At 70.7% G+C, this 25,025-nt stretch carries 26 protein-coding genes; 12 read left to right on the top strand and 14 right to left on the bottom strand.

What is annotated here, in order from left to right; translation table 11 throughout:
• Positions 1-8: 8 nt before the first annotated feature.
• From AB0C46_RS30205 to AB0C46_RS30195, 3 genes are all read right to left on the bottom strand, one after another.
• Entirely contained in the window at positions 9-701 is a 693-nt protein-coding gene (locus tag AB0C46_RS30205; RefSeq protein WP_362831669.1) for a response regulator transcription factor, read from the bottom strand.
• Between the two features lie 239 nt (positions 702-940).
• Positions 941-2,476 (bottom strand): amino acid permease, encoded by a 1,536-nt coding sequence (locus AB0C46_RS30200; RefSeq protein ID WP_362831667.1) that lies wholly within the window; start codon positions 2,474-2,476, stop codon positions 941-943.
• A 79-nt stretch (positions 2,477-2,555) separates the two neighbouring features.
• Positions 2,556-3,497: a hypothetical protein gene (locus AB0C46_RS30195; protein ID WP_362831666.1), complete on the bottom strand. Its 942-nt coding sequence runs from the start codon at positions 3,495-3,497 to the stop codon at positions 2,556-2,558.
• A gap of 809 nt (positions 3,498-4,306) precedes the next feature.
• Between AB0C46_RS30195 and AB0C46_RS30190 the strand changes: the two genes are divergently transcribed.
• From AB0C46_RS30190 to AB0C46_RS30180, 3 genes are all read left to right on the top strand, one after another.
• The gene (locus AB0C46_RS30190) at positions 4,307-4,846 is read left to right on the top strand and encodes a hypothetical protein (RefSeq protein ID WP_362831665.1); all 540 of its coding nucleotides are present in this window, start codon (positions 4,307-4,309) and stop codon (positions 4,844-4,846) included.
• Positions 4,847-5,103: 257 nt separating this feature from the next.
• Positions 5,104-7,323, top strand: coding sequence for an NADP-dependent isocitrate dehydrogenase (locus AB0C46_RS30185; RefSeq protein WP_362831664.1), 2,220 nt, complete (start codon positions 5,104-5,106; stop codon positions 7,321-7,323).
• 297 nt (positions 7,324-7,620) lie between these two features.
• Positions 7,621-8,019, top strand: coding sequence for a VOC family protein (locus AB0C46_RS30180; protein ID WP_362831727.1), 399 nt, complete (start codon positions 7,621-7,623; stop codon positions 8,017-8,019).
• Positions 8,020-8,041: 22 nt separating this feature from the next.
• On the opposite strand, the gene AB0C46_RS30175 is transcribed toward AB0C46_RS30180, so the two are convergent.
• The 5 genes from AB0C46_RS30175 to AB0C46_RS30155 form a co-directional block, all read right to left on the bottom strand.
• A complete protein-coding gene (locus tag AB0C46_RS30175) occupies positions 8,042-8,740 on the bottom strand; it encodes an HAD-IA family hydrolase (protein ID WP_362831663.1) in 699 nt (232 codons plus the stop codon).
• 10 nt (positions 8,741-8,750) lie between these two features.
• Positions 8,751-9,479: a phosphatase PAP2 family protein gene (locus AB0C46_RS30170; protein WP_362831662.1), complete on the bottom strand. Its 729-nt coding sequence runs from the start codon at positions 9,477-9,479 to the stop codon at positions 8,751-8,753.
• A gap of 86 nt (positions 9,480-9,565) precedes the next feature.
• Positions 9,566-10,504, bottom strand: a complete 939-nt coding sequence (locus tag AB0C46_RS30165) for a M56 family metallopeptidase (RefSeq protein WP_362831661.1) — start codon at positions 10,502-10,504, stop codon at positions 9,566-9,568.
• A 138-nt stretch (positions 10,505-10,642) separates the two neighbouring features.
• Positions 10,643-11,248: a DUF5134 domain-containing protein gene (locus AB0C46_RS30160; RefSeq protein ID WP_362831660.1), complete on the bottom strand. Its 606-nt coding sequence runs from the start codon at positions 11,246-11,248 to the stop codon at positions 10,643-10,645.
• A gap of 186 nt (positions 11,249-11,434) precedes the next feature.
• Entirely contained in the window at positions 11,435-11,821 is a 387-nt protein-coding gene (locus tag AB0C46_RS30155) for a VOC family protein (protein ID WP_362831659.1), read from the bottom strand.
• Between the two features lie 139 nt (positions 11,822-11,960).
• Here AB0C46_RS30155 and AB0C46_RS30150 point away from each other — a divergent pair, with 139 nt between their 5' ends.
• On the top strand, positions 11,961-12,494 hold the full coding sequence (locus tag AB0C46_RS30150) for a GNAT family N-acetyltransferase (protein ID WP_362831658.1): 534 nt from the start codon (positions 11,961-11,963) through the stop codon (positions 12,492-12,494).
• Between the two features lie 109 nt (positions 12,495-12,603).
• Here AB0C46_RS30150 and AB0C46_RS30145 read toward each other — a convergent pair whose 3' ends face one another.
• From AB0C46_RS30145 to AB0C46_RS30130, 4 genes are all read right to left on the bottom strand, one after another.
• Complete coding sequence (locus AB0C46_RS30145) at positions 12,604-13,416, bottom strand: amino acid ABC transporter ATP-binding protein (protein ID WP_362831657.1); 813 nt, start codon at positions 13,414-13,416, stop codon at positions 12,604-12,606.
• The gene (locus tag AB0C46_RS30140; protein ID WP_362831726.1) at positions 13,413-14,297 is read right to left on the bottom strand and encodes an amino acid ABC transporter permease; all 885 of its coding nucleotides are present in this window, start codon (positions 14,295-14,297) and stop codon (positions 13,413-13,415) included. The genes AB0C46_RS30145 and AB0C46_RS30140 overlap by 4 nt, the downstream gene beginning before the upstream one ends.
• 14 nt (positions 14,298-14,311) lie before the next feature.
• The gene (locus AB0C46_RS30135) at positions 14,312-15,193 is read right to left on the bottom strand and encodes an ABC transporter substrate-binding protein (RefSeq protein WP_362831725.1); all 882 of its coding nucleotides are present in this window, start codon (positions 15,191-15,193) and stop codon (positions 14,312-14,314) included.
• A 168-nt stretch (positions 15,194-15,361) separates the two neighbouring features.
• Entirely contained in the window at positions 15,362-16,045 is a 684-nt protein-coding gene (locus AB0C46_RS30130; protein WP_362831656.1) for a glycerophosphodiester phosphodiesterase family protein, read from the bottom strand.
• A gap of 556 nt (positions 16,046-16,601) precedes the next feature.
• On the opposite strand from AB0C46_RS30130, the gene AB0C46_RS30125 reads away from it, so the two are divergent.
• The 5 genes from AB0C46_RS30125 (at position 16,602) to AB0C46_RS30105 (ending at position 21,404) form a co-directional block, all read left to right on the top strand.
• Positions 16,602-17,999 (top strand): DUF6421 family protein, encoded by a 1,398-nt coding sequence (locus AB0C46_RS30125; RefSeq protein WP_362831655.1) that lies wholly within the window; start codon positions 16,602-16,604, stop codon positions 17,997-17,999.
• A 59-nt stretch (positions 18,000-18,058) separates the two neighbouring features.
• Positions 18,059-18,820, top strand: a complete 762-nt coding sequence (locus AB0C46_RS30120; RefSeq protein ID WP_362831723.1) for an SDR family oxidoreductase — start codon at positions 18,059-18,061, stop codon at positions 18,818-18,820.
• Complete coding sequence (locus AB0C46_RS30115) at positions 18,799-19,887, top strand: low specificity L-threonine aldolase (RefSeq protein ID WP_362831654.1); 1,089 nt, start codon at positions 18,799-18,801, stop codon at positions 19,885-19,887. The genes AB0C46_RS30120 and AB0C46_RS30115 overlap by 22 nt, the downstream gene beginning before the upstream one ends.
• Positions 19,888-19,967: 80 nt before the next feature.
• A complete protein-coding gene (locus AB0C46_RS30110; RefSeq protein ID WP_362831653.1) occupies positions 19,968-20,585 on the top strand; it encodes a transglutaminase domain-containing protein in 618 nt (205 codons plus the stop codon).
• 120 nt (positions 20,586-20,705) lie between these two features.
• On the top strand, positions 20,706-21,404 hold the full coding sequence (locus AB0C46_RS30105) for a phenylalanine--tRNA ligase beta subunit-related protein (RefSeq protein WP_362831722.1): 699 nt from the start codon (positions 20,706-20,708) through the stop codon (positions 21,402-21,404).
• A 57-nt stretch (positions 21,405-21,461) separates the two neighbouring features.
• Here the strand turns inward: AB0C46_RS30105 and AB0C46_RS30100 are convergent, their stop codons facing one another.
• On the bottom strand, positions 21,462-22,178 hold the full coding sequence (locus AB0C46_RS30100) for a lysophospholipid acyltransferase family protein (protein WP_362831652.1): 717 nt from the start codon (positions 22,176-22,178) through the stop codon (positions 21,462-21,464).
• A gap of 158 nt (positions 22,179-22,336) precedes the next feature.
• On the bottom strand, positions 22,337-22,747 hold the full coding sequence (locus AB0C46_RS30095; protein ID WP_362831721.1) for a DUF4395 domain-containing protein: 411 nt from the start codon (positions 22,745-22,747) through the stop codon (positions 22,337-22,339).
• Between the two features lie 81 nt (positions 22,748-22,828).
• On the opposite strand from AB0C46_RS30095, the gene AB0C46_RS30090 reads away from it, so the two are divergent.
• The 3 genes from AB0C46_RS30090 (at position 22,829) to AB0C46_RS30080 (ending at position 25,016) form a co-directional block, all read left to right on the top strand.
• The gene (locus tag AB0C46_RS30090; protein ID WP_362831651.1) at positions 22,829-23,248 is read left to right on the top strand and encodes a thioredoxin family protein; all 420 of its coding nucleotides are present in this window, start codon (positions 22,829-22,831) and stop codon (positions 23,246-23,248) included.
• Between the two features lie 225 nt (positions 23,249-23,473).
• Positions 23,474-23,980 (top strand): flavin reductase family protein, encoded by a 507-nt coding sequence (locus tag AB0C46_RS30085; RefSeq protein ID WP_362831720.1) that lies wholly within the window; start codon positions 23,474-23,476, stop codon positions 23,978-23,980.
• A 250-nt stretch (positions 23,981-24,230) separates the two neighbouring features.
• Entirely contained in the window at positions 24,231-25,016 is a 786-nt protein-coding gene (locus AB0C46_RS30080) for an electron transfer flavoprotein subunit beta/FixA family protein (RefSeq protein ID WP_362831650.1), read from the top strand.
• Positions 25,017-25,025 lie beyond the last annotated feature (9 nt).

Below are 25,025 nucleotides of genomic sequence, written 5' to 3'. Positions count from 1 at the left end.
CGCCCCCATCAGATGTATCCCTCACGCAGCGCGTAAGCGACGGCGTGCGCGCGGTTGTGCAACTGCAGCCGCGTCATCAGGGCGTGCAGGACGTTCTTGACGGTCCGTTCGGAGTAGGCGAGCTTCTCGGAGATCTGCCGGGTGTCCAGCCCCTCGGCGACCAGCCGCAGCACATCGACCTCGCGCGGCGCCATACCGAGCGTCGGTACGAGGCCCACGGAGGCGGAGGTCGCCACGGACCGCCGCAGCTGCCCCACTTGGGTGAGCAGCGTGCTGATCAGGTCCGGCGGCAGGTCGCCCTCGCCGCGCGCCGCGCTCTGCACTGCGCGCAACAGCCGCTGCGGGGTGGCCTGATGACGCCACAGGATGGCCCGTACGCCGTACTCCACGATCGTCAGCAGCTCCGGCTCGCGCAGATCCCGGGCAATCAGCACCACGCGCTGCTCACCACCCCGGACGAGCCGTCTCAGCTCCGCCGCGGCGAGCTCGTCGAACCGGTCGATGGGCATGATCGCCACGGCCCCGACCGCCTCCCCGCCGCCCTCCCTCGCTCTCGCACGCTCCGCCTGCTCCTTGGCCGCCGCTCCGCCCTGGTTCTGGACGATCTCGACGGTGGGCTGGTGCTGGAGGTGACTGACGACTCCGGCCCGACTGAGCGGGTCGGAGGCGTGCACTGTCACCGTGACACGTGTATCCGGCACTTGTGTTCCTCGTCTCGCCCCCGTTTACCGATAGCCGCATAGTGAGCGAAGGCAATCAACAAACGTTTGGCGGGCAATCAACGCCGGAACGGAACCCTTCGGCGATCGGGGCGAACGATCCGGGCGAAGAGGGCCACGACCACCGCATCGCGGAGGAGGAAAGCGGTGCGAGAACCGGGGGCAACGCGCTGTGCGGGCGAGCGCGTTACCCCCGTGAAGGAGGCTCCTGAGGGGCGTCCCTAGCGCGAGGTGGAGGCCGTCCGCTCCGGCGCCGGCGTCTGCGACGGGTTGCTCCGGGGGTGCTGCGAGTTGAGGAACCACTTGCGGGCGGAGACGAGCCACCAGGTGCCGGCGAAGACCAGCACCACACCCACGGTGAGGGGCGCGTAGTTGAACGTCTCCAGGGTCACCGGGCTCTGCTGGGGCAGCATGAACAGCACGGTGATGATCACGACCCAGCTGACCGCGATCAGGCCCACGGGCTTGGACCAGCGCCCCAGGTGCCAGGGACCTCGCCGGAAGTTCTCTCCCTGGCGCAGCCGCAGCAGGGTGGGCACCACATACGCGATGTAGAGGCCGATCGTCGCGATGGACGTGACGGCGGCGTACGCGGTCGTGTTGAACAGGTACGGCAGACCGAGGACGAACGCACCGCCGGCGGCGAGCCACACGGCGTTGGTCGGGGTGCGGGTCCCCGGGTGGAGCTTGTGCCAGACGGAGGAGAACGGCAGCGCCCCGTCGCGGGAGAAGGCGTAGATCATGCGGGAGTTCGCGGTCACCGAAGCCATCCCGCAGAACAGCTGGGCGCCGATGATGACGAGCAGCATCAGCTTGCCGGTGCTCGCACCGAGCGCGTCCAGGAAGATCTGCGCCGGCGGCACACCGGTGTCCGACTCCAGCGCGCCGTTGTAGGACTGGATGGCGAAGGTCAGGCCGAAGAGCAGCACGAATCCGGCGGCCCAGGACACGACGATGGAGCGGACGATGCCCTTCGGCCCCTCGACCGAGGCGTTCTTCGTCTCCTCCGTCATGTGGGCGGAGGCGTCATAGCCGGTGAAGGTGTACTGGGCCATCAGGAGCCCGATGAGCGCGACGTAGACCCCGGAGCCCCAGCCGGTGTTGTTGACGAACTCGGTGAAGACGAAACCGGGGGACTGGTGCTTGTCGGGGATGATCAGCAGGGCGCCGACGATCACCACGACGCCGATCAGATGCCACCACACCGAGATGGTGTTGAAGAAGCCGACCACGCGCACCCGAAAGGTGTTCACCACGGCGTGCAGAAGGAGGATCACGCCGAAGAGCGTGATCGTGTGGGTGGGGGTGGCGGCATAGCCGAACTGAAGGTTCAGGTAGGCGTTGAGGAACGACGCGGCGCCGAAGTCGATGCCCGCGGTGACGGCCACCTGGCCGAGCGTGTTGAACCAGCCGGTGAACCAGGCCCAGGCCGGAGCGGACTTCCGCGGGGCGAGCTTGTGCGCCCAGAAGTAGAGGCCGGCGGAGGTCGGGTAGGAGGAACAGACCTCGGCCATGGCCAGGCCGACGAACAGGGTCATCAGGCCGACGAGAACCCAGCCCCACATGATCAGGGCCGGCCCGCCGGTGTTCATACCGAAGCCGTACATGGTCAGGCAGCCGGACAGGATGCTGATGATCGTGAACGAGACGGCGAAGTTCTGCCGCCCGGACATCGAGCGGTCCAACGTCTGGGCGATCCCGAGTTCGGCGAGGCGCTCCTCCTCCGTCTGCGTGACGCTTGGCATGTCCAATGGCATGACTGGGCCCTCTCCTGTTGGTGGCGCGGTGACGTGCGGAACAACATCGGTCTGCGCAACGGTGCAACGGTGCACGGCGCTACGGCGCGGCCCCCTTCACCGCCCACTTCCGATGACGGGCGAAGAGCTGCTGAGCGTCTCCGCAGTAGCTCCACGGCACATCCGTGGCGTACGGGCCGATGGCGTCGAACACCTCGGCCGCCGCCCGGTGCTGATTCGCGAAGGACATCGCGTGGGCCAGGTAGTTGGCGTCATCGTGGAACGCGGCGTGCGGCATGGAGGGGGCCCGGTAGGTCCACCAGTTCACCCACGCCTGCTGGGTCGACGGGTTGTCCGTCCAGGGATGCACCGTCAGGCCGTACCGGTGCCCTTCCTTCTTCATCCGTGTGCGGTGCGACTCGGCGAGCGCGACCAGCGGCAGGACGTGCAACGGCATCCCGCGGGGGACATGGGCGCACCGTTCCTGCGCCCAGTGGAACATCTCGCCCGCCACGCCGTGCCAGTCGGGGAACATGTAGGTGAGGAGCTCGTGGTGCGCCTCCCTGTTCCACGGATCGCGTTCCTCGACCTCCTGCCACACGCTGTGCACCGTCTCCCGCCACTGCCGGTCGCGGTCGGGCGAGTGGTAGCGCAGCAGAGCGAGCATGACGACGTACGGCGTCGGATCGGCCGGCAGGGCGTCCCCGGCGGCATGGCAGGTCTCCCACGCCTGCTCCATCTCCGCTCCGCTGCCCTGCCCCCGTGAGCCGGCCATCGAACGCAGGGCCAGGACGGTGGCGAGGAGGGCCAGGGCATGCGGAGAACGCGGTTCGGCCTGTGCCCAGGTGTCGGCGAACGTGAGCCGCGCCCCGGCGCGGGCGAGCACCTGGAGCCGGAAGATACGGCGGTCCCAGTCGGCACCGGTGGCGGTCAGCAGTTCGCGTGCGCCTTCCCATCTGCCCATCGCGGCGTCCTCGACCACTGCGCGCAACCGGGTGTCGTCCCGCGCCGGATGCCGGTCGAAGGCCGGTTGACGTCTCACCGCTGTCCCGTCAGCGGTCTCTCGGGTGAGGGGAACAGTTCCTCACCGTGCGCAAGGGGGGTGTCAACAGGCACTTTTGAGGCCTCCGGGTGGGCGTCCGCCGTGTCGGACGCCGACGTAGGGGGATCGCGTGGTGCTGAGCGAACGACCACGGGGCCGGCCGGGTCCGGATGTCCGGAATCCTGGACGGGCGGGACGGTGAGGGCGTCGGGCGGGGCGGTGTGGCACCGCTCCCGCGCCGCTGGCGAGAGGCCTGCCCGGACACCGGTGAGGTCCGGGGCCGGCGCCCGTGAGCCCCGGATCCGGCCCCTGCCGGGCTGTCTCGTGCGCAGGCGAAAGCCCGATGTGACCTTGAGGGGCAATCACCGCAATCTCCTGTACGTGGCATGCATGAGCTGCGCAAGCGGACTGTCAACTTCGTTCATGAAGTGCTGACTTGAGAAAGAAGACTATTCACTGAGGAACGTCGGCGCACATTTCTTCGGGGATAAATCTCATGCGATGTGGCTTCCCCGTCGGCGTGTTGGGCAGGTTCACGCCTTCCTTGCAGCTCATCGACCCCTGATCCAGGGCGAGTTGACCGCTCGGGCCGGTGCCACGCCGCGGGGCGCCGTCATCATGCCGCGTGCGCGGCAGTGATCTGGTGAAATATGCGGAAAACGGTGGATATCCGGTGCTGAACCCCGCACCGGCCGCAACTAGCGACGGCGCGTAAGGCGCGGATGGCACACGCGGGCGCCGGGCAGCACAACCTTCAACGGCAATGGGTGGTCTTCACGACACCATCACACCGGCCAGGGGGATTGATCATGTCGTACTCGCAGCGGCCCGCGCCGTCCGGTCAGCAGCCCCACCCGTTCGCGCCGCCGCGGGCCACCCGGCCGCCGGAGAAGCAGTACGCCGCCCTCAAGATCGCAGTGGGTGGGGTCTGTGCTTGCGTCGTCTTCGGGCTCGGGGCCGCGGTCGGCAGCGGCGGCGAGAAGGCCGAGGCGAAGACCGTCCCCGCCGTCAGGGGCACCGTTACCGCCAAGACGGCCAAGGCCAGGGCGGAGCAGCCGGAGGGCGACGCGCAGCCCGTGGAGAAGGCGGCGGCACCCGCGGGTCCGGAGGCCGTCGTCGGCCAGGGCAGCCACCTCGTCGGGGAGGACATCGCCGCCGGCACCTACCGGACCGGCGGCCCGGCCGCATCCGGTGGGCCGCTGTGTCACTGGGCGCGCGCCAAGAACTCCAGCGGTGACATGGACAGCATCATCGCCACCGGCATCCCCCAGGGCCCGGCCCGCGTCACCGTCAACAAGGGGGAGACGTTCGAGACCAACGGCTGCAAGGAGTGGACGAAGGTCCGGTGACCGGCGCGTCGCAGCTCAGGGCGCGGTCTACGGCGGCCGCGCCCTCGGCCGCCGTGCCGCGCCATCCGGTCCGCCCGACGGTGGCGCGGGCGGGAAGGGGGCTCGGCGCCCGCCGAGCGGCCGGCGGGATTCCTCCGGCCGAATCCGGTCGGAGCCGGTTCCTCCGCTTTTGCCCGGGGTGGGGTCCTGTCGAGAGGGAGGCGCTCACGAGATATCTTGATGTCGAGCAATGTTGCAGACGTGGAGCGGAGCACCCGGTGACTGACTCGACCATCATTTACACCCACACTGACGAGGCCCCGGCCCTGGCGACGTATTCGTTCTTGCCGGTGATCCAGGCATACGCGTCGACGGCCGGCGTCAGCGTGGAGACCCGTGACATCTCTCTGGCCGGGCGCATCATCGCAAGCTTCCCCGAGCGCCTGGAGGAGGGGCAGCGCATCGACGACGCCCTCGCCGAGCTCGGTGAGCTGGCGAAGACTCCCGGCGCGAACATCATCAAGCTGCCGAACATCTCGGCCTCGATCCCGCAGCTGAAGGCGGCCGTCGCCGAGCTGCAGGAGCAGGGCTACGCGCTGCCGGACTACCCGGACGACCCGCAGACCGACGAGGAGCGCGACATCCGCGCCCGTTACGACAAGGTCAAGGGCAGCGCCGTCAACCCGGTCCTGCGGGAGGGCAACTCCGACCGCCGGGCACCGGCATCGGTCAAGAACTTCGCCAAGGCCCACCCGCACCGCATGGGTGCCTGGACGGCCGACTCGAAGACGAACGTCGCCACCATGGGCGTCGACGACTTCCGCTCCACCGAGAAGTCCGCGGTCCTCGGCCAGGACGGCACGCTGCGCATCGAGCTCTCGGGCGACGACGGCTCCACCACCGTCCTGCGCGAGTCGGTACCGGTCCTCGCGGGCGAGGTCGTCGACGCGTCCGTGATGCGGGTGGCCGCGCTGCGCGAGTTCCTCACGGCGCAGGTCGCCCGTGCCAAGGCCGAGGGCGTGCTGTTCTCGGTGCACCTGAAGGCCACGATGATGAAGGTCTCCGACCCGATCATCTTCGGCCACGTGGTCCGCGCCTTCTTCCCGAAGACGTTCGCCCAGTACGGCGAGTCGCTGGCCGCCGCCGGCCTGACCCCGAACGACGGCCTCGGCGGCATCTACAAGGGCCTGGAGTCGCTGGCCGACGGCGCCGAGATCAAGGCGTCCTTCGACGCCGAGCTCGCCGAGGGCCCGGAGCTCGCCATGGTCGACTCCGACCGCGGTATCTCCAACCTGCACGTGCCGAGCGATGTCATCGTCGACGCCTCCATGCCGGCCATGATCCGCACCTCCGGCCACATGTGGGGCCCGGACGGCGGCGAGGCGGACACCCTCGCGGTCCTCCCGGACAGCAGCTACGCCGGCATCTACCAGGCCGTCCTCGACGACTGCCGCGCCAACGGCGCCTACGACCCGTCCACGATGGGCTCGGTCCCGAATGTCGGCCTGATGGCGCAGAAGGCCGAGGAGTACGGCAGCCACGACAAGACCTTCGAGATCCCGGTCACGGGCACCGTGCGGGTCCTCGACGAGAGCGGCAACGCCGTCCTCGAGCAGGTCGTCGGCGCCGGCGACATCTTCCGGATGTGCCAGACCAAGGACCTGCCGATCCGCGACTGGGTCAAGCTCGCCGTCACCCGCGCCCGCGCGACCGGCAACCCGGCGGTGTTCTGGCTCGACGCGGGCCGTGCGCACGACGCCCAGCTCATCGAGAAGGTCAAGACCTACCTCGCCGAGCACGACACCGACGGCCTGCAGATCGAGATCATGTCGCCGGTCGACGCGATCACGTTCTCCCTGGAGCGGATCCGCCGTGGCGAGGACACGATCTCGGTCACCGGCAACGTGCTGCGCGACTACCTGACCGACCTGTTCCCGATCCTGGAGCTGGGCACCAGCGCGAAGATGCTCTCGGTCGTCCCGCTGATGAACGGCGGCGGACTCTTCGAGACCGGCGCCGGCGGCTCCGCGCCCAAGCACGTCCAGCAGCTCGTCAAGGAGAACTACCTGCGCTGGGACAGCCTGGGTGAGTTCCTCGCCCTCGCGGTCAGCTTCGAGCACCTCGCGCAGAAGACCGGCAACGCGCGCGCCCAGGTGCTCGCGGACACCCTCGACCGCGCCACCGGCACCTTCCTCAACGAGAACAAGTCGCCCAGCCGCAAGATCGGCGGCATCGACAACCGCGGCAGCCACTTCTACCTCGCGCTCTACTGGGCGCAGGAGCTGGCCAAGCAGACCGACGACACTCAGCTCGCGGAGGCGTTCGCGGCCCTCGCCAAGACGCTGACCGAGCAGGAGCAGACCATCGTCGACGAGCTGGCCGCGGTGCAGGGCTCGCCGGCCGACATCGGCGGCTACTACCAGCCCACGGTGGCGAAGGCCTCGGCGGTCATGCGTCCGTCGACGGCCCTCAACCAGGCCCTGGCCTCCCTCAGCTGACGCGACAGCTGCGGAAGCCCCTTCCGCCCCGGCCGGCATCCCACCGGCCGGGGCGGTGCCGTTTCCGGCCGGTGGTATGCCGGGGGCCCGCCGTCGGTTTCCGCAGGCCGCGACCGGTCCTGGAGCGCCCGCCGCCGCACGGGTCAGGCGCCGGCGCGCGCGTCGATCCGGCGAAGGGCCTGCGCCCGGACGACTTCGCGACACTGCGGGGGTGGGCGGCGGAGGTGGCCGGGGGCGGTGCGCCGTGAAGGGGTAGCGTCCTGCGCAGTGTCCGCACTTCTCCGCACGGGGGTATCGATGGAACTCGCCCAAGTCCGCCTGCTCGTCTCGGACTTCCCCGGCTGCTACCGCTTCTACCGGGACACGCTGGGGCTCACCCCGCAGTTCGCCGCCCCGGACGGTCCGTATGCGAAGTTCACCTGCGACGACGGCACCGCGGGCATCGCGCTGCAGGAGCGCGCACGGATGGCCCGGGTCCTCGGCGAGCTGGCGACCGCGCCGGACGGCTACCGCTCCCTGGTCGTCCTCCGGGTCGACGACCTCGACGCCTACTGCACGGAGCTGGCCGGGCGCGGCGCCGTCCTCGCGCACGGCCCGGCGCCGATGACGGACCGGATGCGGGTCGCCCACCTCAAGGACCCCGACGGGAACCTCGTCGAGCTCCAGGAATGGCTGACACCGCGGTCCGCCGGCTGACCGCCCGCCCGGCGCCCGTGGCTCAGCCCACGAGGTCCAGCACCGGCCGCAGCCCGTCCGGGCGCCGTTCCACCGGCAGATGGTCCACCGGCAGGAAGGAACAGCCCAGGGCCGTGGCGCCGCCGTCCGCCCTGCGGTCGTCGCCCACCATCAGGACGGCGGACGGGTCCAGCCCCAACTCCCGGCAGGCCAGGGCGAAGAGTTGCGGGTCCGGCTTCTGGGCGCCGTGCTCGTAGGACAGCACACAGGCGTCCAGGTAGCGGTCCAGGCCATGGGCGCGCAGCACCGGCCGCAGATCCCAGCCGATATTGCTCAGCACGCCTATCCGGATGCCGCGCCGGTGCAGTTCCGCCAGTACCTCGGCGGCGTCGGGGTACGGCTGCCAGGCCGCCGCCGTCATGTGACGGTCGTAGAGCACGTCGTACAACTCCGGCTGGGGAAGCGGCACTTGGCGGGCCAGTCCGGTGTACACCGCGCGGTGGTGGCGGGCGTCGCGGTCGCGGGCCTCCCACAGGTCAGCCAGCGCGTCGGGGATCTCGGCGGGCGAGGGACTGCCGGGCAGCGCACCGGCCCGTTCCAGCGCGGCGGCCCGGCGGGCGATCTCGGCATCGGCCATGGCCGTACCGCACGCGGCCAGCGCCGCCCGCAGCCATGACTCGGCGGGCTCGATCCGCAGCAGGGTCCCGGAGAAGTCGAAGAGCACACCCTTGATCGTCGTCATGACCGCTCCCCTACCCACCGTGCGGCGCCGTGCCCCTCCGGCGGGGCACATATCCGGTGTACGCCGCGGCCGCCGCGGCCACCAGCGCCCCGCCCAGCAGCCAGCCCCCGACGACATCCGACAGCCAGTGCACACCCAGATACACCCGGGTGAAGCCGACACCGGCGACCGAGACCACCACCACCGTCCGGGCCGTCCGGCGCCACAGCGGGCGCGCCCCGCCCAGCCGCAGCAGCCACAGCACCAGCGCGCCCGCGACCAGCGCGGACATCGCATGCCCCGACGGGAACGCCGCATAATGCGCGGAGTCCACCGGGTCCGGCCAGACCGGGCGGTCCCGCCCGACCACCGCCTTCAGCACCTGCTGCAGTCCCGTCCCCACGAGCGCGGTGACCGCCACCCAGACGCCGAGCAGCCGTTGACCACGCCGTACGAGCAGAACGACCGCCCCCGCGAGTACCGCGCGCATCGCCCACGGGTCCCACAGCCAGTCGCTGAGCATCCGGCTGAGGCGGGTCCAGCCGGACGCCTCGACGGCCGTCCGGTGCAGCACACCGGCCAGCGCGCGGTCCACCGACATCAAGGGTCCCCAGCGCAGAGCGACCAGGGCGAGCAGCAGGCCGAAGGCGAGCGTGCAGAGGCCGGCGCAGGCGAGCGCCGGGACGCGCGGGGCGGGGGCGGGGTGGCGCCCGTCGTCCACGGCGGACGACCGGACGGTGGGCTGCGGCGTCGGTGGCATAAGACGATCCTCGCCGATACCCGGCGTTCCGGGCGAGGGCCACCCCCTACACGGCGTCTCCCCCTAGCGGGACTTTGAAGACAGCCCTAGTAGGTCAAGGCGCTCAGCCCGGGAATGAACGTCACCAGCAGCGGTACCGCCGGCACCAGCGCCGCCACCGCCGTCATCCGCAGCCGGCGGCCGGGAGTGAACCGCGGTGCGGGGGCCAGCAGCCGGTCCACCCGCTCCGGTACCTGGGCGAGCTGGGCCGGGCAGGGGCCGAACACCCCACGGTCCTCGTTGAGTTCGACCAGGGCCAGGGCGATCGTCCGCCGGCCGAAGCGACGCGAGGCCACATCGTCGGCGGCCAGCTCGACCAGCCGGTGCACCTGGTCGCGGAACGCGGCGAAGACCGGGACCTGCGGAAAACCGGCGGCCAGCGCCGAGGCGCAGTACAGCAGGAGGTCGTGCCGGGCCCGCGCATGGCCCTGCTCATGGGCGATCAGCGCATCGAGCTGATGCCCCTTCAGCCGGCGCAACGCCGAGGTGGTGATGACCAGTTGGGGCGAGGCGTGGGACAGCCACCAGGCCTCCGGGCGGTCTCCCTCCAGGACGACCAGGCGCTCCCCGGAGGGCTCCTCGCCGGGCAGCAGCGGGGAGCGGAGCAGCAGCTCGGCCCGCCGCTGCCGGCGACGGGCGCGTACCGCCCGCACCTCGCGGGTCAGCGCGAGCGCCGTCCAGGCGCCGCCACCCGCCAGCAGCAGGGCCAGCACCCCGGCCCAGGGCCCGTGCGTCTTGAGGGCATAGGCCTCGACGACGACCCGTGGGGCGAACCCGAACACCGGGCTGCGGACGGCTTCCCAGGCGGCGGCTGCGCTCAGCGACATTGCGAGCAGACAGCACAGCAGGACACCGGCGACCACGCACTGCCACACCCACAGGGCGAGCACCGGTTCACGGTCGGGCCAGTCGGAACGGGCCATCAGCCGTGGCGCCATTGCCGCGGCCAGCACGCCGAGCATCATCAGCGCGAGAGGGACCATCATGCCGTCACCCTATGAGCGCACGACTACCCGTTGGTACGGCCATGCGTCGGAAGTGATGCATACCACCCCCGCAACAGGTGGGCACGGTCAACGGGCGCACCAACGGCGCCGAACCGGACGGCAGCGTGTTGCCGCAGCTCACAGCGCCAGCAGCATCGCCAGCATGCCGATACCCATCGCCACCCGGCAGGCCCGCAGCACCCCGGTGCCCGCCACCGCCACCGGCCCGCTCGCCCTCGCCTCCCCGGCCCCCGCGCCGGCCACCGGCACCAGCCGGACCCCCGCCGCGAGGACGTACCCCGTGAAGTAGACGAGCAACAGCACCGTCAACAACGGCACGCCGCCCGGCACCGCGTGCGCCATCGGGCCCGCCCCGCCCGCCTGGCCCATCTGGCCGATCTGGCCCAGGTGGCTCATCCGCCCCGTATGGCCCGGCTGTTGGAACGGCACCACCATCGCGAGCGCCATGTACGCCATGGCCAGGGCGCCCACCGCATGATGCAGATGGCGTCGTGCCAGCGCCCACAGGCCCGCCGCCCCGAAGACCGCGGTGAACACCCACGGCGACCACGACGGCGGCGCCACCGGCCAGGCCATCGCCGCCATCCCCAGCGCCATCAGCCCCTCGCCGCGTACCTCGCCCCGCTGCGCGGCCGGACCGGTACGCGCCCGCGACAGGCAGTACGCGCCGGCGGCGGCGCACAGCAGCACCAGCGGCCAGCCGACCCACACCGGTCCGTGCACGGAGCACCTCCCCTCGTACCCGTACGCATCGGGGGCAGGATGCCCGCCGGGCGCCCGGCACACGGGAGCGCACGGGCGCAAGGGGGGAGCGCGGCAGCAGCTGCCCGCCGGGACCGTTTCCGCCCCGGCCGTACGGGGCGCGAAGGCACCCTTAGGGCCTTCCGACCCTGACCTATCGGACAGGCCCTAAGGGCGGTAGCGCAGCGGATGGTCCGCCGGGACCTGTGTCAGCACGATCCGGTGGCCGTCCGGGTCGGCGAGCCACATCTCGATCAGCCCCCACGGCTCCTGCACGGGCTCACGCAGCACCTCCACCCCGTGCGCCAGCAGCTCCTGGTGTGCCGCCGCCGCGTCCGCCACCTGGAGCCACAGCTGGAGGGTCTCGGTGGCCGGAACGGCGGCGCGGCCGGACACTTCCAGGAACCCGCCGCCGAGGAAGTAGACCGTGCCGCGCTCGGATCCCGTACCGAATTCCCGGTAGATCTCCAGCCCCAGCGCCCCGCCGTAGAACGCCCGCGACCGCTCGGGGTCGGCCGGCCGCAACAGCACCCTGCTGCTCAGTACGTGCACCATGGCCGGACCCTACGCCGCCCGCCGCGCGCGGCCGGGCACCCGCCGCCGGAAGACCGTGATGAAAGGCCCTGACGCCGTACATCTGCCGGTTGTTAGCCTCCTTGCAGCCACCCGTCCGCCTGAGAGGACTCCGCGCACCATGCCCACCAGCGAGCTGACCTTCCGTACCGCCCTCGATGCCGATGTCCCCGGGCTCGTCGGTCTCATCGAGTCGGCTTACCGCGGCGACGCGAGCCGCAGCGGCTGGACGACGGAGGCGGACCTGCTGGCGGGGCAGCGCACCGACCCGGACGGCGTCACCGCGGTGGTGCGCAACGAGACCGGCCGGCTGCTGATTGCCGAGCGGGACGGTGCGCTGATCGCCTGCTGCCAGCTCGAACACCGCGGCGACCACGCGTACTTCGGGATGTTCGCGGTGCGCCCGGAGCTCCAGGGTGGCGGCCTCGGCAAGGTGATCATCGCGGAGGCGGAGCGGACCGCCCAGGACATCTGGGGCGCCCGGGAGATGCGGATGACGGTCATCCGGCAGCGCACGGAGCTGATCGCCTGGTACGAGCGCCGCGGCTACCGGCGCACCGGGGAGTGCACCCCGTTCCCGTACGGCGACGAGCGCTTCGGCATACCCCAGCGCCCCGACCTGGAATTCGAGCTGCTGGTCAAGCCGCTCGGCTAGGGCCGTTCCGACGGGTCAGGGCCGGAGCGGCCCTGGGGCCTGTGCGGCCGGTCAGGGCCGGAGCGGCTCGGGCGGGCGGGAGCGGCCCTGACCAGCGGGCGGCAGCCGCTCACAGCCGTCCCGCCTGGATGATCCGCTGCAGGAACTGCCGGGTGCGGTCGTGCTGCGGATCGCCGAAGACCTGCGCGGACGTGCCGCGCTCCAGCACCACCCCGCCGTCCAGGAAGCACACCTGGTCGGCAACCTCCCGCGCGAAGCCCATCTCATGGGTGGCGATGACCATGGTCATGCCCTCCTCCTTGAGCTCGCGGACGACACCGAGCACCTCGCCGACCAGTTCCGGGTCGAGCGCCGCGGTGATCTCGTCGAGCAGCAGCAGCCGGGGCCGCCCGGCCAGCGCACGGACGATCGCGACCCGCTGCTGCTGGCCGCCGCTGAGCCGGTCCGGGTACTCCCCGGCCCGCCCGCCGAGCCCGAGCCGCTCCAGCAGCTCGCGGGCCCGCGTCTCCGCCTCGGCGCGCGGCACCCCGTGCACCCGGCGGGGCGCCAGCGTGATGTTGTCCAGCACGGTCATGTGCGGGAAGAGGTTGTAGGCCTGGAAGACCACACCGATCCGGCGGCGTACCGCGTCCACGTCGGCCCGCGGATCGGTGATCTCCGCGCCGTCCAGGAAGATCGCGCCGTCGTCGATCTCCTCCAGCAGATTCGCGCAGCGCAGCAGGGTGGACTTGCCCGACCCCGAGGCGCCGATCAGCGCGGTCACGGTGTGCGGCGGGACCGCCAGATCCACCTCCCGCAGGACGACCGTGCCGCGTCCGTACGTCTTGCGCACGGACTCCAGCCGCAGGACCGGGCCGTCGCCGGGCGCCGCCTTCCCGACGGCCTCGCCGGCCGGCCGCGGGGTGTCGTCCGTCGTGCTCATACGAGGCCTCCCTGGGCGCGCCTGCGGTCCATGCGGGCCGTGATCCAGTCCGTGCAGCGGGTCATCGGGATCGTCAGCGCGACGAAGATGAGCCCGGCCACCACATAGGGCGTGAAGTTGAAGTCCTTGGCGGCGATGATCTGCGCGGCGTAGACCGCGTCCACCGCGCCCGCGATGGACACCAGACCGGTGTCCTTCTGCAGCGAGACAAGATCGTTCAGCAGCGGCGGCACCACCCGCCGCACCGCCTGCGGCAGCACCACGAAGCGCAGCGCCTGTCCGCCGGAGAGCCCCAGCGACCGGGCCGCGGCCCGCTGCGAGGGGTGCACCGATTCGATGCCGGCCCGGAAGACTTCGGCGACATAGGCCGAGTACGTCAGCACCAGCGCGGAACCGCCGAGCAGCACCGGATCGGTGGTCACGCCCTGCAGCCGCAGCGCCGGCACCCCGAAGACCACCATCAGCAGACAGATGATCAGCGGCAGTCCGCGGAAGAAGTCGGTGTACGCGGCGGCCAGGGCGCGCAGCGGGAAGAACACCGGGCCGCGCAGCGTCCGGGCCACCGCGATCAGCAGCCCGAGCACCAGCACCGCCGCCCCGCACACCACCAGCAGCCGCAGATTCAGCAGCAGCCCGTCCAGCACCTTCGGCAGCGCCATACGGGCGTACTCCAGGCTGAAGAAGGTCTCGCGGGTGCGCGGCCAGCCGGGCGAGCGGGTGATGACAAGGAAGAGGACAGCGCCGGTGACCAGGGTGCTCAGTGCGGCGACGGCGGTGGCGCGCCGGGCCCTGGCCCGCTTGAAGCGCTCCCGCTCGATCCGCCGCGGCGACGGCACATACCCGCCGTCGGCCCCCTCCTGCGCCGTACGGGTCTTCACCACACCTTCTCCGTACGTCACTTGAGCACCGGAACCGAAACGGCGTCGGTCAGCCACTTCTGCTCCAGCGCGGCCAGGGTGCCGTTCTTGCGCAGCGTGTCCACCGCGGCCGTCACGCACCCGGTGATCCGGCTCTCCTTGTCCAGGACCAGACCGAACTGCTCCTCGTCGGCGCCGGTGGCGGCGAACTGCCCGACCACCTCGGCGTCCGTCACCTCCGCCGAAGTGATGGAGAAGGCCGTCGGCAGATCGGTGAGGATCGCGTCGACCTGGCCGTTCTTCAGCGCGGACTTGGCGAGGTCGTTCTTCTGGAAGACGGCCGGCGGCTGCGTGGGCCGGACGGTGTCCTGCAGGACGTCCAGGCTGGTGCTGCCGACCTGCGCACCGAGCTTGACCCGCCGCAGGTCGGCGATGCTCTTGGCGCGCGCGGCCCGGGAGCCCTTGAGCGCGATCACCGCTTGCCGTACGTCGTAGTAGCCGGAGGAGAAGGCGACGGCCCGCTTGCGGGCGGCGCTGATGGAGATCTGGTTGATGTCGAAGTCGAACTTCTTCTCACCGGGCGCGAAGGCGTTGTTGAACGGCACGGTCTGCCAGTGCACCGCGCCCTTGTCATAGCCCAGTTGCCGGGCGACGGCATACGCGACCGCGGACTCGAAGCCCTTGCCGCCGGCCGGGTCGTCGTCCTGGAACCACGGTGCGTAGGCGGGCTTGTCGGTGCCGACCGTGAGCTTGCCGTCGGCCACGGTGGCCAGTTTGCCGCGGTCGCAGCTCTGCTTGCCCTGCCCGGCGGCCCCCGGGCTACCGGGGGACGCGTCCTGTGGGGCACAGCCGACGGCCGCGACGAGTAGCGCGACGGTGGCGCAAGCGGCAAGGCGGAGAGGGCGGTTGGCGAGGCGCATGGCGGGAGAGTGGCAGTGCGCGAGGTCATCTGTCGAGATCACCGGGGCAAACGTCCGCATGCCGGAAGCACATTGCACGGTTGTGAACTGCGGATTTCTCCGTGTGTCGGAGGCGGGGCCGGGGGGGACGCGGTACACCCCGCCCGGCTCGGCACCCCGCCCGCTGCCTTACGCCGTGAAGCGGACCGCCCGCCGGATCTCCGGCTGGTCGGTCACCACGCCGTCCAGACCGAGGCCGCGCGCGAGACGGAGCTGGTCGTGAGTGTTGACCGTCCAGGCCACGACCTTCAGCTGCGCGGCATGGGCCCGCTCGACCAGTTCCAGGGTGAGCCGGCGGATGTTCAGCGAGAGCATCGTCGCGCCGACGGCCAGGGCCCGGTCGACGACATCGGCGCCGTAGCGGCTGCCGACCAGCGCGGTACGGACGCCGGGCAGCAGGGTCCGGATCGCGGCCAGCGCCTCGTCGTGGAAGGAGATCACATCGACCCGGCCGACCAGATCGCGCGAGCGCATCACCTCGGCCAGTGCCTGCGCGGCCGCCACATCCTTGATCTCGGCCTGCAGCGGCGCCTTGACCGCCTCCACGACCTCCTCGAAGAGGGGGATCCGCTCGCCCTGGCCGGCATCGAGTTCGCGCAGTTCGGCGAGGGTGCGCTCGGCGATCGGACCGGCGCCGTCGGTGGTCCGGTCCACATCCGCGTCGTGCATCACCACGAGCGCGCCGTCCTTGCTCAGATGCAGATCCAGTTCGATGACATCGAGGCCCTCGTGCTCGGCGCGTACGAAGGAGCGCAGGGTGTTCTCCGGCTCGACGCCCATGATCCCGCGGTGTCCGATGGTGAGAAAGGACAAGGCTGCCTCGCTTCTGTCGGCTCGGTGCTGCTGTCGGCTCAGTCCTGGTGTCGACCGACGGCCGTCGGCAACGGCGTAACGAAATGGCGCACAGCCTAACGGGCCCGTACGGCGGAAAAAGGGGTGCCGGACGGGGCCGCGGTGTGTCCAGTACGGGTACCCGCCATATCCGGCTTCCAGACCCCCTCACCCTCGCGTGGGCGAGTCCTCAGCGCGCTGACGGGCCGCCCGGGGACCCCGGGCGGCACGGGTCGCGGCGGCGCCGGGGAGCGGATGTGGCATATGCCATACGACTACGGACGGTAGGCGTCCGGGCGGTCGGGCAGCGCCCGGCCCGGGAGGCCGGAAGGCGCCATTCCGTTGTCAACAGGCCCTGAAAGAAGCGCCGAAAGCCTCGGCATCACGGGCAGGATGTGTCGCCCGATCCGCTACACACAGGAAAAATATGCGTGAGCGCGGGGTGTCGGCAGAAAGATTTCCACCGGCACCACTTGAGTGGGCGATCCTCGGCTGGTTACCGTGTTCTGACAACACGATCTACCGCCGGAGGGCAGTCATGACGGAAATTCTTTCGCCTGTGGGTGTCCAGGGGGCCACCACGACCGCAGAGAGTGTGGTCGCACACCCGGCGTGGCCCGTGCTCAAGGACGCGGTCGAGACCATCCGCCCGTGGCAGTCCAAGGACGGTTCGATCGACCTGGCGGCGGAGGGCGCGCCGACCGCCGGCGCCGTCCGCGCCGAGGTCGACCGCGTGATAGCGGCCGTCGGTGAGCTCGCCCCGCTGCTGCCGCACAACGCGGCCTACCACGAGGCGCTCGCCGCCGACCTGCGCCGCTGGGCCGACAGTGGCTTCGGCGTGCCGGACTTCCTGGACTCGCTGCTCGCCTTCCACCCCGCCCAGCAGCGCGCCGACGGCCTCCAGCACCTCGTCCTGTTCCCCATGTACACCCAGAACGGCAACCCGGACCGTAACTTCGAGGCCGTCGTCCTGCGCATGGTCTGGCCGGAGTGGCTCGCCGAGCTGGAGCGCACCCGCTACGACAACGCCCTTTTCTGCGGCATCACCTTCGAAGACTTCACGGCCGGCTACGACACCCACTCCGCCGTGCTCTTCCCGGAGACCATCGCCGTGCGCGAGGCACCCGAGCGGTTCACCTGGGGCGGGATCTTCTGCGACCGCGAGGCCGCCCGCTTCCGCCGGGTCAGCGAGGCCGCCATCGAGACGCTCGGCCTCGAACTCCCGCAGGACCTGCGCGAGATGCTCGACGACCAGGAGCGCTGCCAGCAGGCGTTCGTGCTGTGGGACATGGTGCACGACCGCACCCACAGCCACGGTGACCTGCCGTTCGACCCGTTCATGATCAAGCAGCGCCAGCCGTTCTGGATGTACGGCCTGGAGGAGCTGCGCTGCGACCTCACCGCCTTCAAGGAGGCCGTGAAGCTGGAGGCCGAGGGGTACTCCCAGGCGCGCGATGTGCAGTTCGCGGTGATCTTCGACCGGATGTTCCGGTTCCCGGTCAGCGGCGACCGGGTCCGCAACTACGACGGCCTGGGCGGCCAGCTGCTGTTCGCGTACCTGCACAAGCACGACGTCGTACGCTGGACGGACAACACACTGCACATCGATTGGGAGCGGGCGCCCAAGGTCACCAACCAGCTGTGCGGCGAGATCGAAAAGCTCTACCGCGACGGCATCGACCGGCCCAAGCTGGTCCACTGGTTCGCCGCGTACGACCTCGTCTCGACCTATCTCGCACCGCACCCGGGCTCGGTCTGGGCCAAGGGGCCCGACGCCCTCGACCTGGACCAGCTGCCGCGCAAACTCGTGGACGACGTGCTCCCCGACGAATTCCCGCTGAGCATGTTCTACGAAGCGCTCGCCAAGAAGCTGCGTGCTGTGATCGCCTCTACCAAGGGCATCACGGCCCACAGCGACGCATTGGCGGCGGCATGAAGACCGAGCGGAACACCCGGCCGAAGGCCGTCCAGCAGCAGGACGAGGAGGCGACGAAGATGGTGACTTCGACGGGCGGACAGGGGCCGCTGGAGGGTGCGGTCATCGCGGTGGCGGGCGCGGCCGGACCGGCCGGCCGTGCGACCCTGCTGCGACTGGCCGAGGCGGGTGCGGTGGTGGTCGGTTCGGACTCCCACCCCGAGCGCCTGGCGGAGGCCGTGGACGCGGCGCGCTACGCCCACGGTGGCGCCACGGTGATAGGGGACACCGTCGACCTCCTCGACCTGGACCAGGCACGCGAATGGGCGGCCCGTACGGAGAAGGAATTCGGCCGGATCGACGGCCTGGTGCACCTCGTCGGCGGCTGGCGCGGCTCGTCGACCTTCGCGGAGACCGACCTGGCCGACTGGGACATGCTGCACAAGCTGCTGGTCCGCACCGTCCAGCACACCTCCCTCGCGTTCTACGAGGCCCTGGAGCGCAGCGGCAACGGCCGTTTTCTCCTCACCAGCGCGGCCGGCGCCAGCAAGCCCACCGGGGGCAATGCCGCCTATGCCGCCTCCAAGGCCGCCGCCGAGGCCTGGACGCTGGCCATGGCGGACGGTTTCCGCAAGGCGGGGGGTGAGCAGGGGCCGAGCGCCGCTGCTGCCATTCTGATCGTGAAGGCGCTCGTCAACGACCAGATGCGCGCCGAGCGACCGAACGCAAAGTTCGCGGGCTTCACGGATGTCACGGAGCTGGCCGAGGCCATCGCCGGGGTCTGGAGCCGGCCCGCCCAGGAAGTGAATGGACAGCGTCTGTGGCTGACCCCCGAGCCGTGACCGGCGCGAAGACCGACGCCCGGCAGCACCACGACCCCGAGATACGCGGCTTCGCCAGCGACAACTACGCGGGCGCGCACCCCGAGGTGCTCGCCGCGCTCGCCCTCGCCAACGGCGGCCATCAGGTCGCCTACGGCGAGGACGACTACACCGCGCACCTCCAGCGTGTCTTCCGCAGCCACTTCGGGCAGCGCGCCGAGGCGTTCCCGGTGTTCAACGGCACCGGCGCCAATGTCGTCGCCCTGCAGGCCGTGACCGACCGCTGGGGCGCGGTGATCGCCGCCGAGTCCGCGCACATCCATGTCGATGAGTGCGGTGCGCCCGAGCGGGTCGGCGGGCTCAAGCTGCTCACTGTGCCGACCGAGGACGGCAAGCTCACCCCTGAGCTGATCGACCACCAGGCGTACGGCTGGGACGACGAGCACCGTGCCATGCCGCAGGTCGTCTCGATCACCCAGAGCACGGAGCTCGGCACGGTCTACACGCCCGACGAGATCCGGGCGATCTGCGAACACGCCCATGAGCGCGGCATGGTGGTGCATCTGGACGGCTCGCGGATAGCCAACGCGGCGGCGACGCTCGATGTCCCGATGCGGGCCTTCACCAACGCCGTGGGCGTCGACATCCTCTCCTTCGGCGGCACGAAGAACGGTGCCGTCTTCGGCGAGGCTGTGGTCGTGCTCAACCCCGACCGGGTGCGGGCGATGAAGCATCTGCGGAAGCTGTCCATGCAGCTGGCCTCCAAGATGCGCTTCGTCTCCGTCCAGCTGGAGGCGCTGCTGGCCAAGGACCTGTGGCTGCGCAACGCCCGGCACGCCAACACCATGGCGCAGCGGCTGGCGGCCGGGGTGCGGGAGATCGGCGGGGTGGAGATCCTCTACCCCGTGCAGTCCAACGGGGTGTTCGCGCGTCTGCCGCACGACGTCAGCGAGCGGCTCCAGAAGCGCTACCGCTTCTACTTCTGGGATGAGTCGGCCGGTGTGGTGCGCTGGATGTGCGCCTTCGACACCGCGGAGGAGGACGTCGACGGCTTCCTCGCCGCACTCCGCGAGGAGATGGGCCGCTAGGACGGAACGCACTGCATAGCTATGCGCCCGGCTGAAAAGTCATTGACTCTCGGCCGGGCGCATCGCTACGCTCCCCGGGCATGGAGCTGATCCAGAACACCCCGGATATCTCTGCCTACTTGGCTGCCGGCGAGGTCATCGATCACGAGCATCCACGCGTCCGGGCCATCGCGGCCACCCTCTCCGTCGACGCCCCCGATGCATACGCATACGCCAAGGCCGCCTTCGAGTTCGTCCGCGACGCCATCCCGCACAGCCAGGACGCCGGTGATGAGCGCAGCGAGATGGGGGTCCCCCCGGCCGAAGGGTGGGGGAGGGTTACCTGGCGTGCCTCGGACGTCCTCGCGCAGCGCACCGGCCTCTGTTGCGCCAAGGCGCATGCGCTCGCGGCCCTGCTGCGGGCGGAAGGCATCCCCACCGCGCTGTGCTACCAGAAATTCGAGGCCGTCCACGGCCTGGTGGCCGTCAGGCTGCCCGGTGAGGACCGCTGGGCCCGGCAGGACCCGAGGGGCAACAAGCCCGGCGTCGACGCGCAGTTCCGCCTCGACCGCGAGCAGCTCGCCTTCACCGTGCGGCCGGAGTGCAACGAACTGGACTACCCAGTGCTATTTGCTGAACCACACCCGGTCGTGCTCCAATGCCTCCGGGAGGCCGTCGACCGGCCTCACCTCTGGCAGACGCTTCCCACCGATCTCTGAGGAACGGCCCTGATGCCCAGCTCTTCGCAGGTCTCCGACATCGCCGGTAATCCGCATGTCTCCGACATCGCCTGTGACCCGTATGTCTCCGACATCGCCTGTGATCCGCATGTCTCCGACATGACCTGTGCCCTGTATGTCTCCGACGAGGTCCGCGCCCTGGCGCCCGGGTTCGGGTGGCTCGCCGTGGAAGCCCACGGCCTGACCAACGGGCCCAGTGACGAGGCCGGCTCGGCGCTCCTGGACGACGCCACCCGCCGGCTGACCGAGCGCCTCGGCGGACGTGCCCCGCAGGACGATCCGCACATGGCCGCCTGGCGCGCCGCGTACACCGCCTTCGGCAGCAAGCCCTCCCGCACCCGCAACTCCGCCGAGGCGCTGGCCAGGCGGGCGCTCGCGGACGGCGGGCTGCCGCGCATCAACCGCCTCGTCGATCTGTACAACGCCATCAGCGTCGCCCATCTCATCCCCGTGGGCGGTGAGGACCTGGACCGCATCCAGGGCGGTATGCGGCTCGTCCGGGCCACCGGCGAGGAGCCGTTCGTGACCGCGGCGGAGGGTGCCGAGATCATCGAGCACCCCGACGCGGGCGAGGTGGTCTGGTGCGACGACGAGGGCGTCACCTGCCGCCGCTGGAACTGGCGGCAGGGTGTCCGCACCCGTCTCACCGAGGACTCGGTCAGCGCCCTCTTCCTGCTGGAGCGAATGGCCCCCATGACGCTCGACGCGCTGACGGCCGCGGGCGCGGAGCTGGCCGAGGCGCTGCACCGGGCCTGCCCGGACGCCCGGATCGAGATCGGTGAGATCCGGTCCTGCTGATCCGGGCCGGTCCGGCGTCGTTATGCGAGCCGGCGTCGTTACGCGAGCCGGGCGTCGTTACGCGAGGCGCCCGGGCGCCGCGGGGGCGGTGCCGCCCAGGTGGGCCGGGATCCACCAGGTGTCCTCGGGGCCCTTGGGGCGTACGGGGTAGGCGCGCTGGGCCGCCTCCAGCAGATCCTGCACCCGGGTCCGCAGCCGATCGGTGATCTTCTCGGCCTGTTCGGCCGGGTCGGCCTCCAGCGGCTCGCCCACCCGGATCGTTATCGGGAAGTGGTTACGGCCCAGATCGCGCTTGTGGCCCTTGGTCCACAGCCGCTGGGTGCCCCACAGCGCCACCGGCAGCAGCGGCACCCCGGCCTCCTGGGCCAGCCGCGCCGCACCCGACTTGAAGGTCTTCAGGGTGAAGGACTCGGAGATCGTCGCCTCGGGGAAGACCCCGATGATTTCACCCGAACGCAGTGCGGTCAGCGCGTGCTTGTAAGCGTGCATCCCCTGGCCGCGGTCCACGGGGATGTGCTTCATCGCGCGCATCAGCGGCCCCGACACCTTGTGCCGGAAGACCGATTCCTTCGCCATGAAGCGCACCAGCCGCTTGGCCGGCCGCGCCGTCAGCCCGGCGAAGACGAAGTCGAGATACCCGATGTGATTGCTCACCAGAACCGCCCCGCCGCGGCGCGGAATGTGATCCGTCCCGGCGATGTCGAATTTCAGATCGAGCGCCTTGAAGAGCGTGCGGGCGGCGCCGATCACCGGCGGATAGACGAGCTCTGCCATTGTCCGGAGGACCCCTTTTCCACGCCTGGGGAGGGTTCTCCCGGCGGAAACCTACGCAGTCGTAACTGCGGCTTTCGGGAGATCGTGCCCGAAGTCGGCCGTGGCGGCCAGCGCGCCGGCCGCCCGGGCCGGGAGATTCTTCTCACGTGACGCCCGGTTCAGCCGGCCGTTCTCCGCAGCACAAGGTACATCTCGCACCCCAGGCAGTACCCGAACACCGCATTGAGGAAGGCCGCCGCGAGCGCACAGCCGGTGGCCGCGAGCCCCAGCCACTGCGGCCCCACGAAGTAACCGGCGAGCCCCACCACCGCGAAGAACAGCCCGACGCACTGGGCGAAGCGCGGCGGCGCGGCGTCCTCGAACCCGGCCGGCGGGGACAGCCGTGGGCGCACCGCCACCCTGAACAGCCAGGCATAGGGCGACCGCGGCACACCCGCCACCGCCCCGAGGGCGAAGACCACCGCCTGGAAGGCCAGCAGCGGGCCGCTTCCGGTGATCAGTACGGCCGCCAGCACGACGGTCGTCAGCGCCGCCCCGAACCTCGGGCCCCGTACGTCGATCCTGTCGATAGGCATGCCCTCACCCTTCCGCAGACCGGGCCGGATACACCCCCGGGAATCTTTGCGGTCTCGTGAACGCTGCATCCCTCGATGACTGGACTCATGGTGTGCATCGCGGTGCTCGCGGCGGCGAGCGCCTTCGGCGTGTGGCACCAACGCCGCAATGGGAGGCTGACGGTGCGGGAGCGGGACGACACGGCACGGCTGGGCGCCGCCGAGATCGGGGCGGAGCTGGGGGAGCGGGCCACCCTGCTGCAGTTCTCCAGTGCCTTCTGCCAGCCCTGCCGGGCCACCCGGCGCACCCTCACCGAGGTCGCCGGCATGGTCGAGGGGGTGGCCCATGTCGAGATCGACGCGGAGGACCATCTGGACCTCGTGCGGCAGCTCCATGTGCTGCGCACCCCCACCGTGCTGGTGCTCGACGCGGACGGGACGATCGTGCGCCGAGCCTCCGGACAGCCCAGGAAGGCGGATGTCATCGCGGCGCTGGGCGCGGCCGTCCGTGATTGATCTCCCAGATGCCGATCGCCCCTTGACGCTGTGGGTCACGAATCGTCACTCTGACGTGATGCGGCCAGGACCCCTTCTCTACGGACGCGCCCACGTCGACCTTCTGCGGACTGCCAGCGCCCGCTGTCCGGGTATGTGAGCAGCGACGACTTCAGTGCCGCCGGCCGCCCGACGGCCGCCGGCGGCTTCACCCGGGCTCGTACTCGACAGCAGAAGGACAACTCCATGACGGCCCTGCCCGGCCTCGGCACGCCTCGCACCGCCTCTCCCGAGCTCCTGCGCTCGGTCTTCCGGCAGCACGCCGCCGGCGTCGCGGTGATCACCGCCCCCGGCTCCCGCCCCGCGGGCTTCACCGCCACTTCCCTCACCTCCGTCGCCGCCGACCCGCCCCTGCTCTCGTTCGGTGTGGGCACCGGCTCCTCCAGCTGGCCGGCCGTCTCGGCGGCCGAGCACATCGGCGTCCACATACTCGGCGAGCACCAGCAGGAGCTGGCCGCCACCTTCGCGCGCAGCGGCGCCGACCGCTTCGGCCCCGCCACCTCCTGGCGCACCGGCCCCGAGGAGGTACCCCTCCTGGACGGTGTGCTGGCCTGGCTGGTGTGCAAGGTCGTGGCGCGGGTGCCGGCCGGCGACCACTGCCTCGTGCTCGCCCAGCCCGTCGTCGGCGACCCCGCGGGGCCCGGCCGTCCGCTCCTCTATCACCAGGGCCGTTTCAACGCGCTGCGGGACTGACGGGCCGTCGTCGGACCTCTCTGGTGCGACGACAGGCTCAGGTTCCGGCGCGGCATCCTCTTCGCCCGTTCAGGGCCGTTGGCAAGGTCACATTTCGACGGCCTTGATTCGGGGCGCAAGACTGGATGTACTGGCGAGTAATATGACGGTCGGCGTGGGGAACCGGATCCGACCGGGAGCCGCCCCAACAGGCGCCTATGCTGCCAGCACAAGGCAGTTCTGAAGAGACGAAGCAGGTAGGAGAGTCGGCGTGAGCTTGAGGATCGTTGTCTGTGTGAAGTACGTGCCCGACGCCACCGGCGACCGGCACTTCGCCGAGGACCTGACCGTCGACCGTGATGATGTGGACGGTCTGCTCTCGGAGCTCGACGAGTACGCCGTCGAGCAGGCCCTGCAGATCAAGGAAGCCGCCGACGAGGCGGAGATCACGGTCCTCACCGTCGGTCCCGAGGACGCCAACGACGCGCTGCGCAAGGCGCTGTCGATGGGTGCCGACAAGGCCGTCCACGTCGAGGACGACGACCTGCACGGCACCGACGCGCTCGGCACCTCTCTCGTCCTTGCCAAGGCCATCGAGAAGACCGGCTACGACCTCGTCGTCTGCGGTATGGCCTCCACCGACGGCACGATGGGTGTGCTGCCCGCGCTGCTCGCCGAGCGGCTGAACATCCCTCAGGTCACCCAGCTCTCCGAGGTGTCCGTCGCCGACGGCAAGGTCACCGGCCGCCGGGACGGCGACACCGCCAGCGAGCAGCTGGAGGCCGCTCTGCCGGCCGTCGTGTCCGTCACCGACCAGTCGGGTGAGGCGCGTTACCCCTCCTTCAAGGGCATCATGGCCGCCAAGAAGAAGCCGGTGGAGTCCCTGGACCTGGAGGACCTGGAGATCGAGGCGGACGAGGTCGGCCTCGAGGGCGCCTGGACCAAGGTCGAGGACGCCACCGAGCGTCCGGCCCGCACCGCGGGCACGATCGTCAAGGACGAGGGCGAGGGCGGCAAGCAGCTCGCCGAGTTCCTCGCGGGCCAGAAGTTCATCTGAGCCGCAGTC

It is taken from the genome of Streptomyces sp. NPDC048637 (assembly GCF_040650675.1).
Lineage (GTDB): Bacteria > Actinomycetota > Actinomycetes > Streptomycetales > Streptomycetaceae > Streptomyces.
The sequence above is the reverse complement of the archived record's forward strand: the minus strand, read 5'-3'. Positions and strand labels throughout refer to the sequence as shown.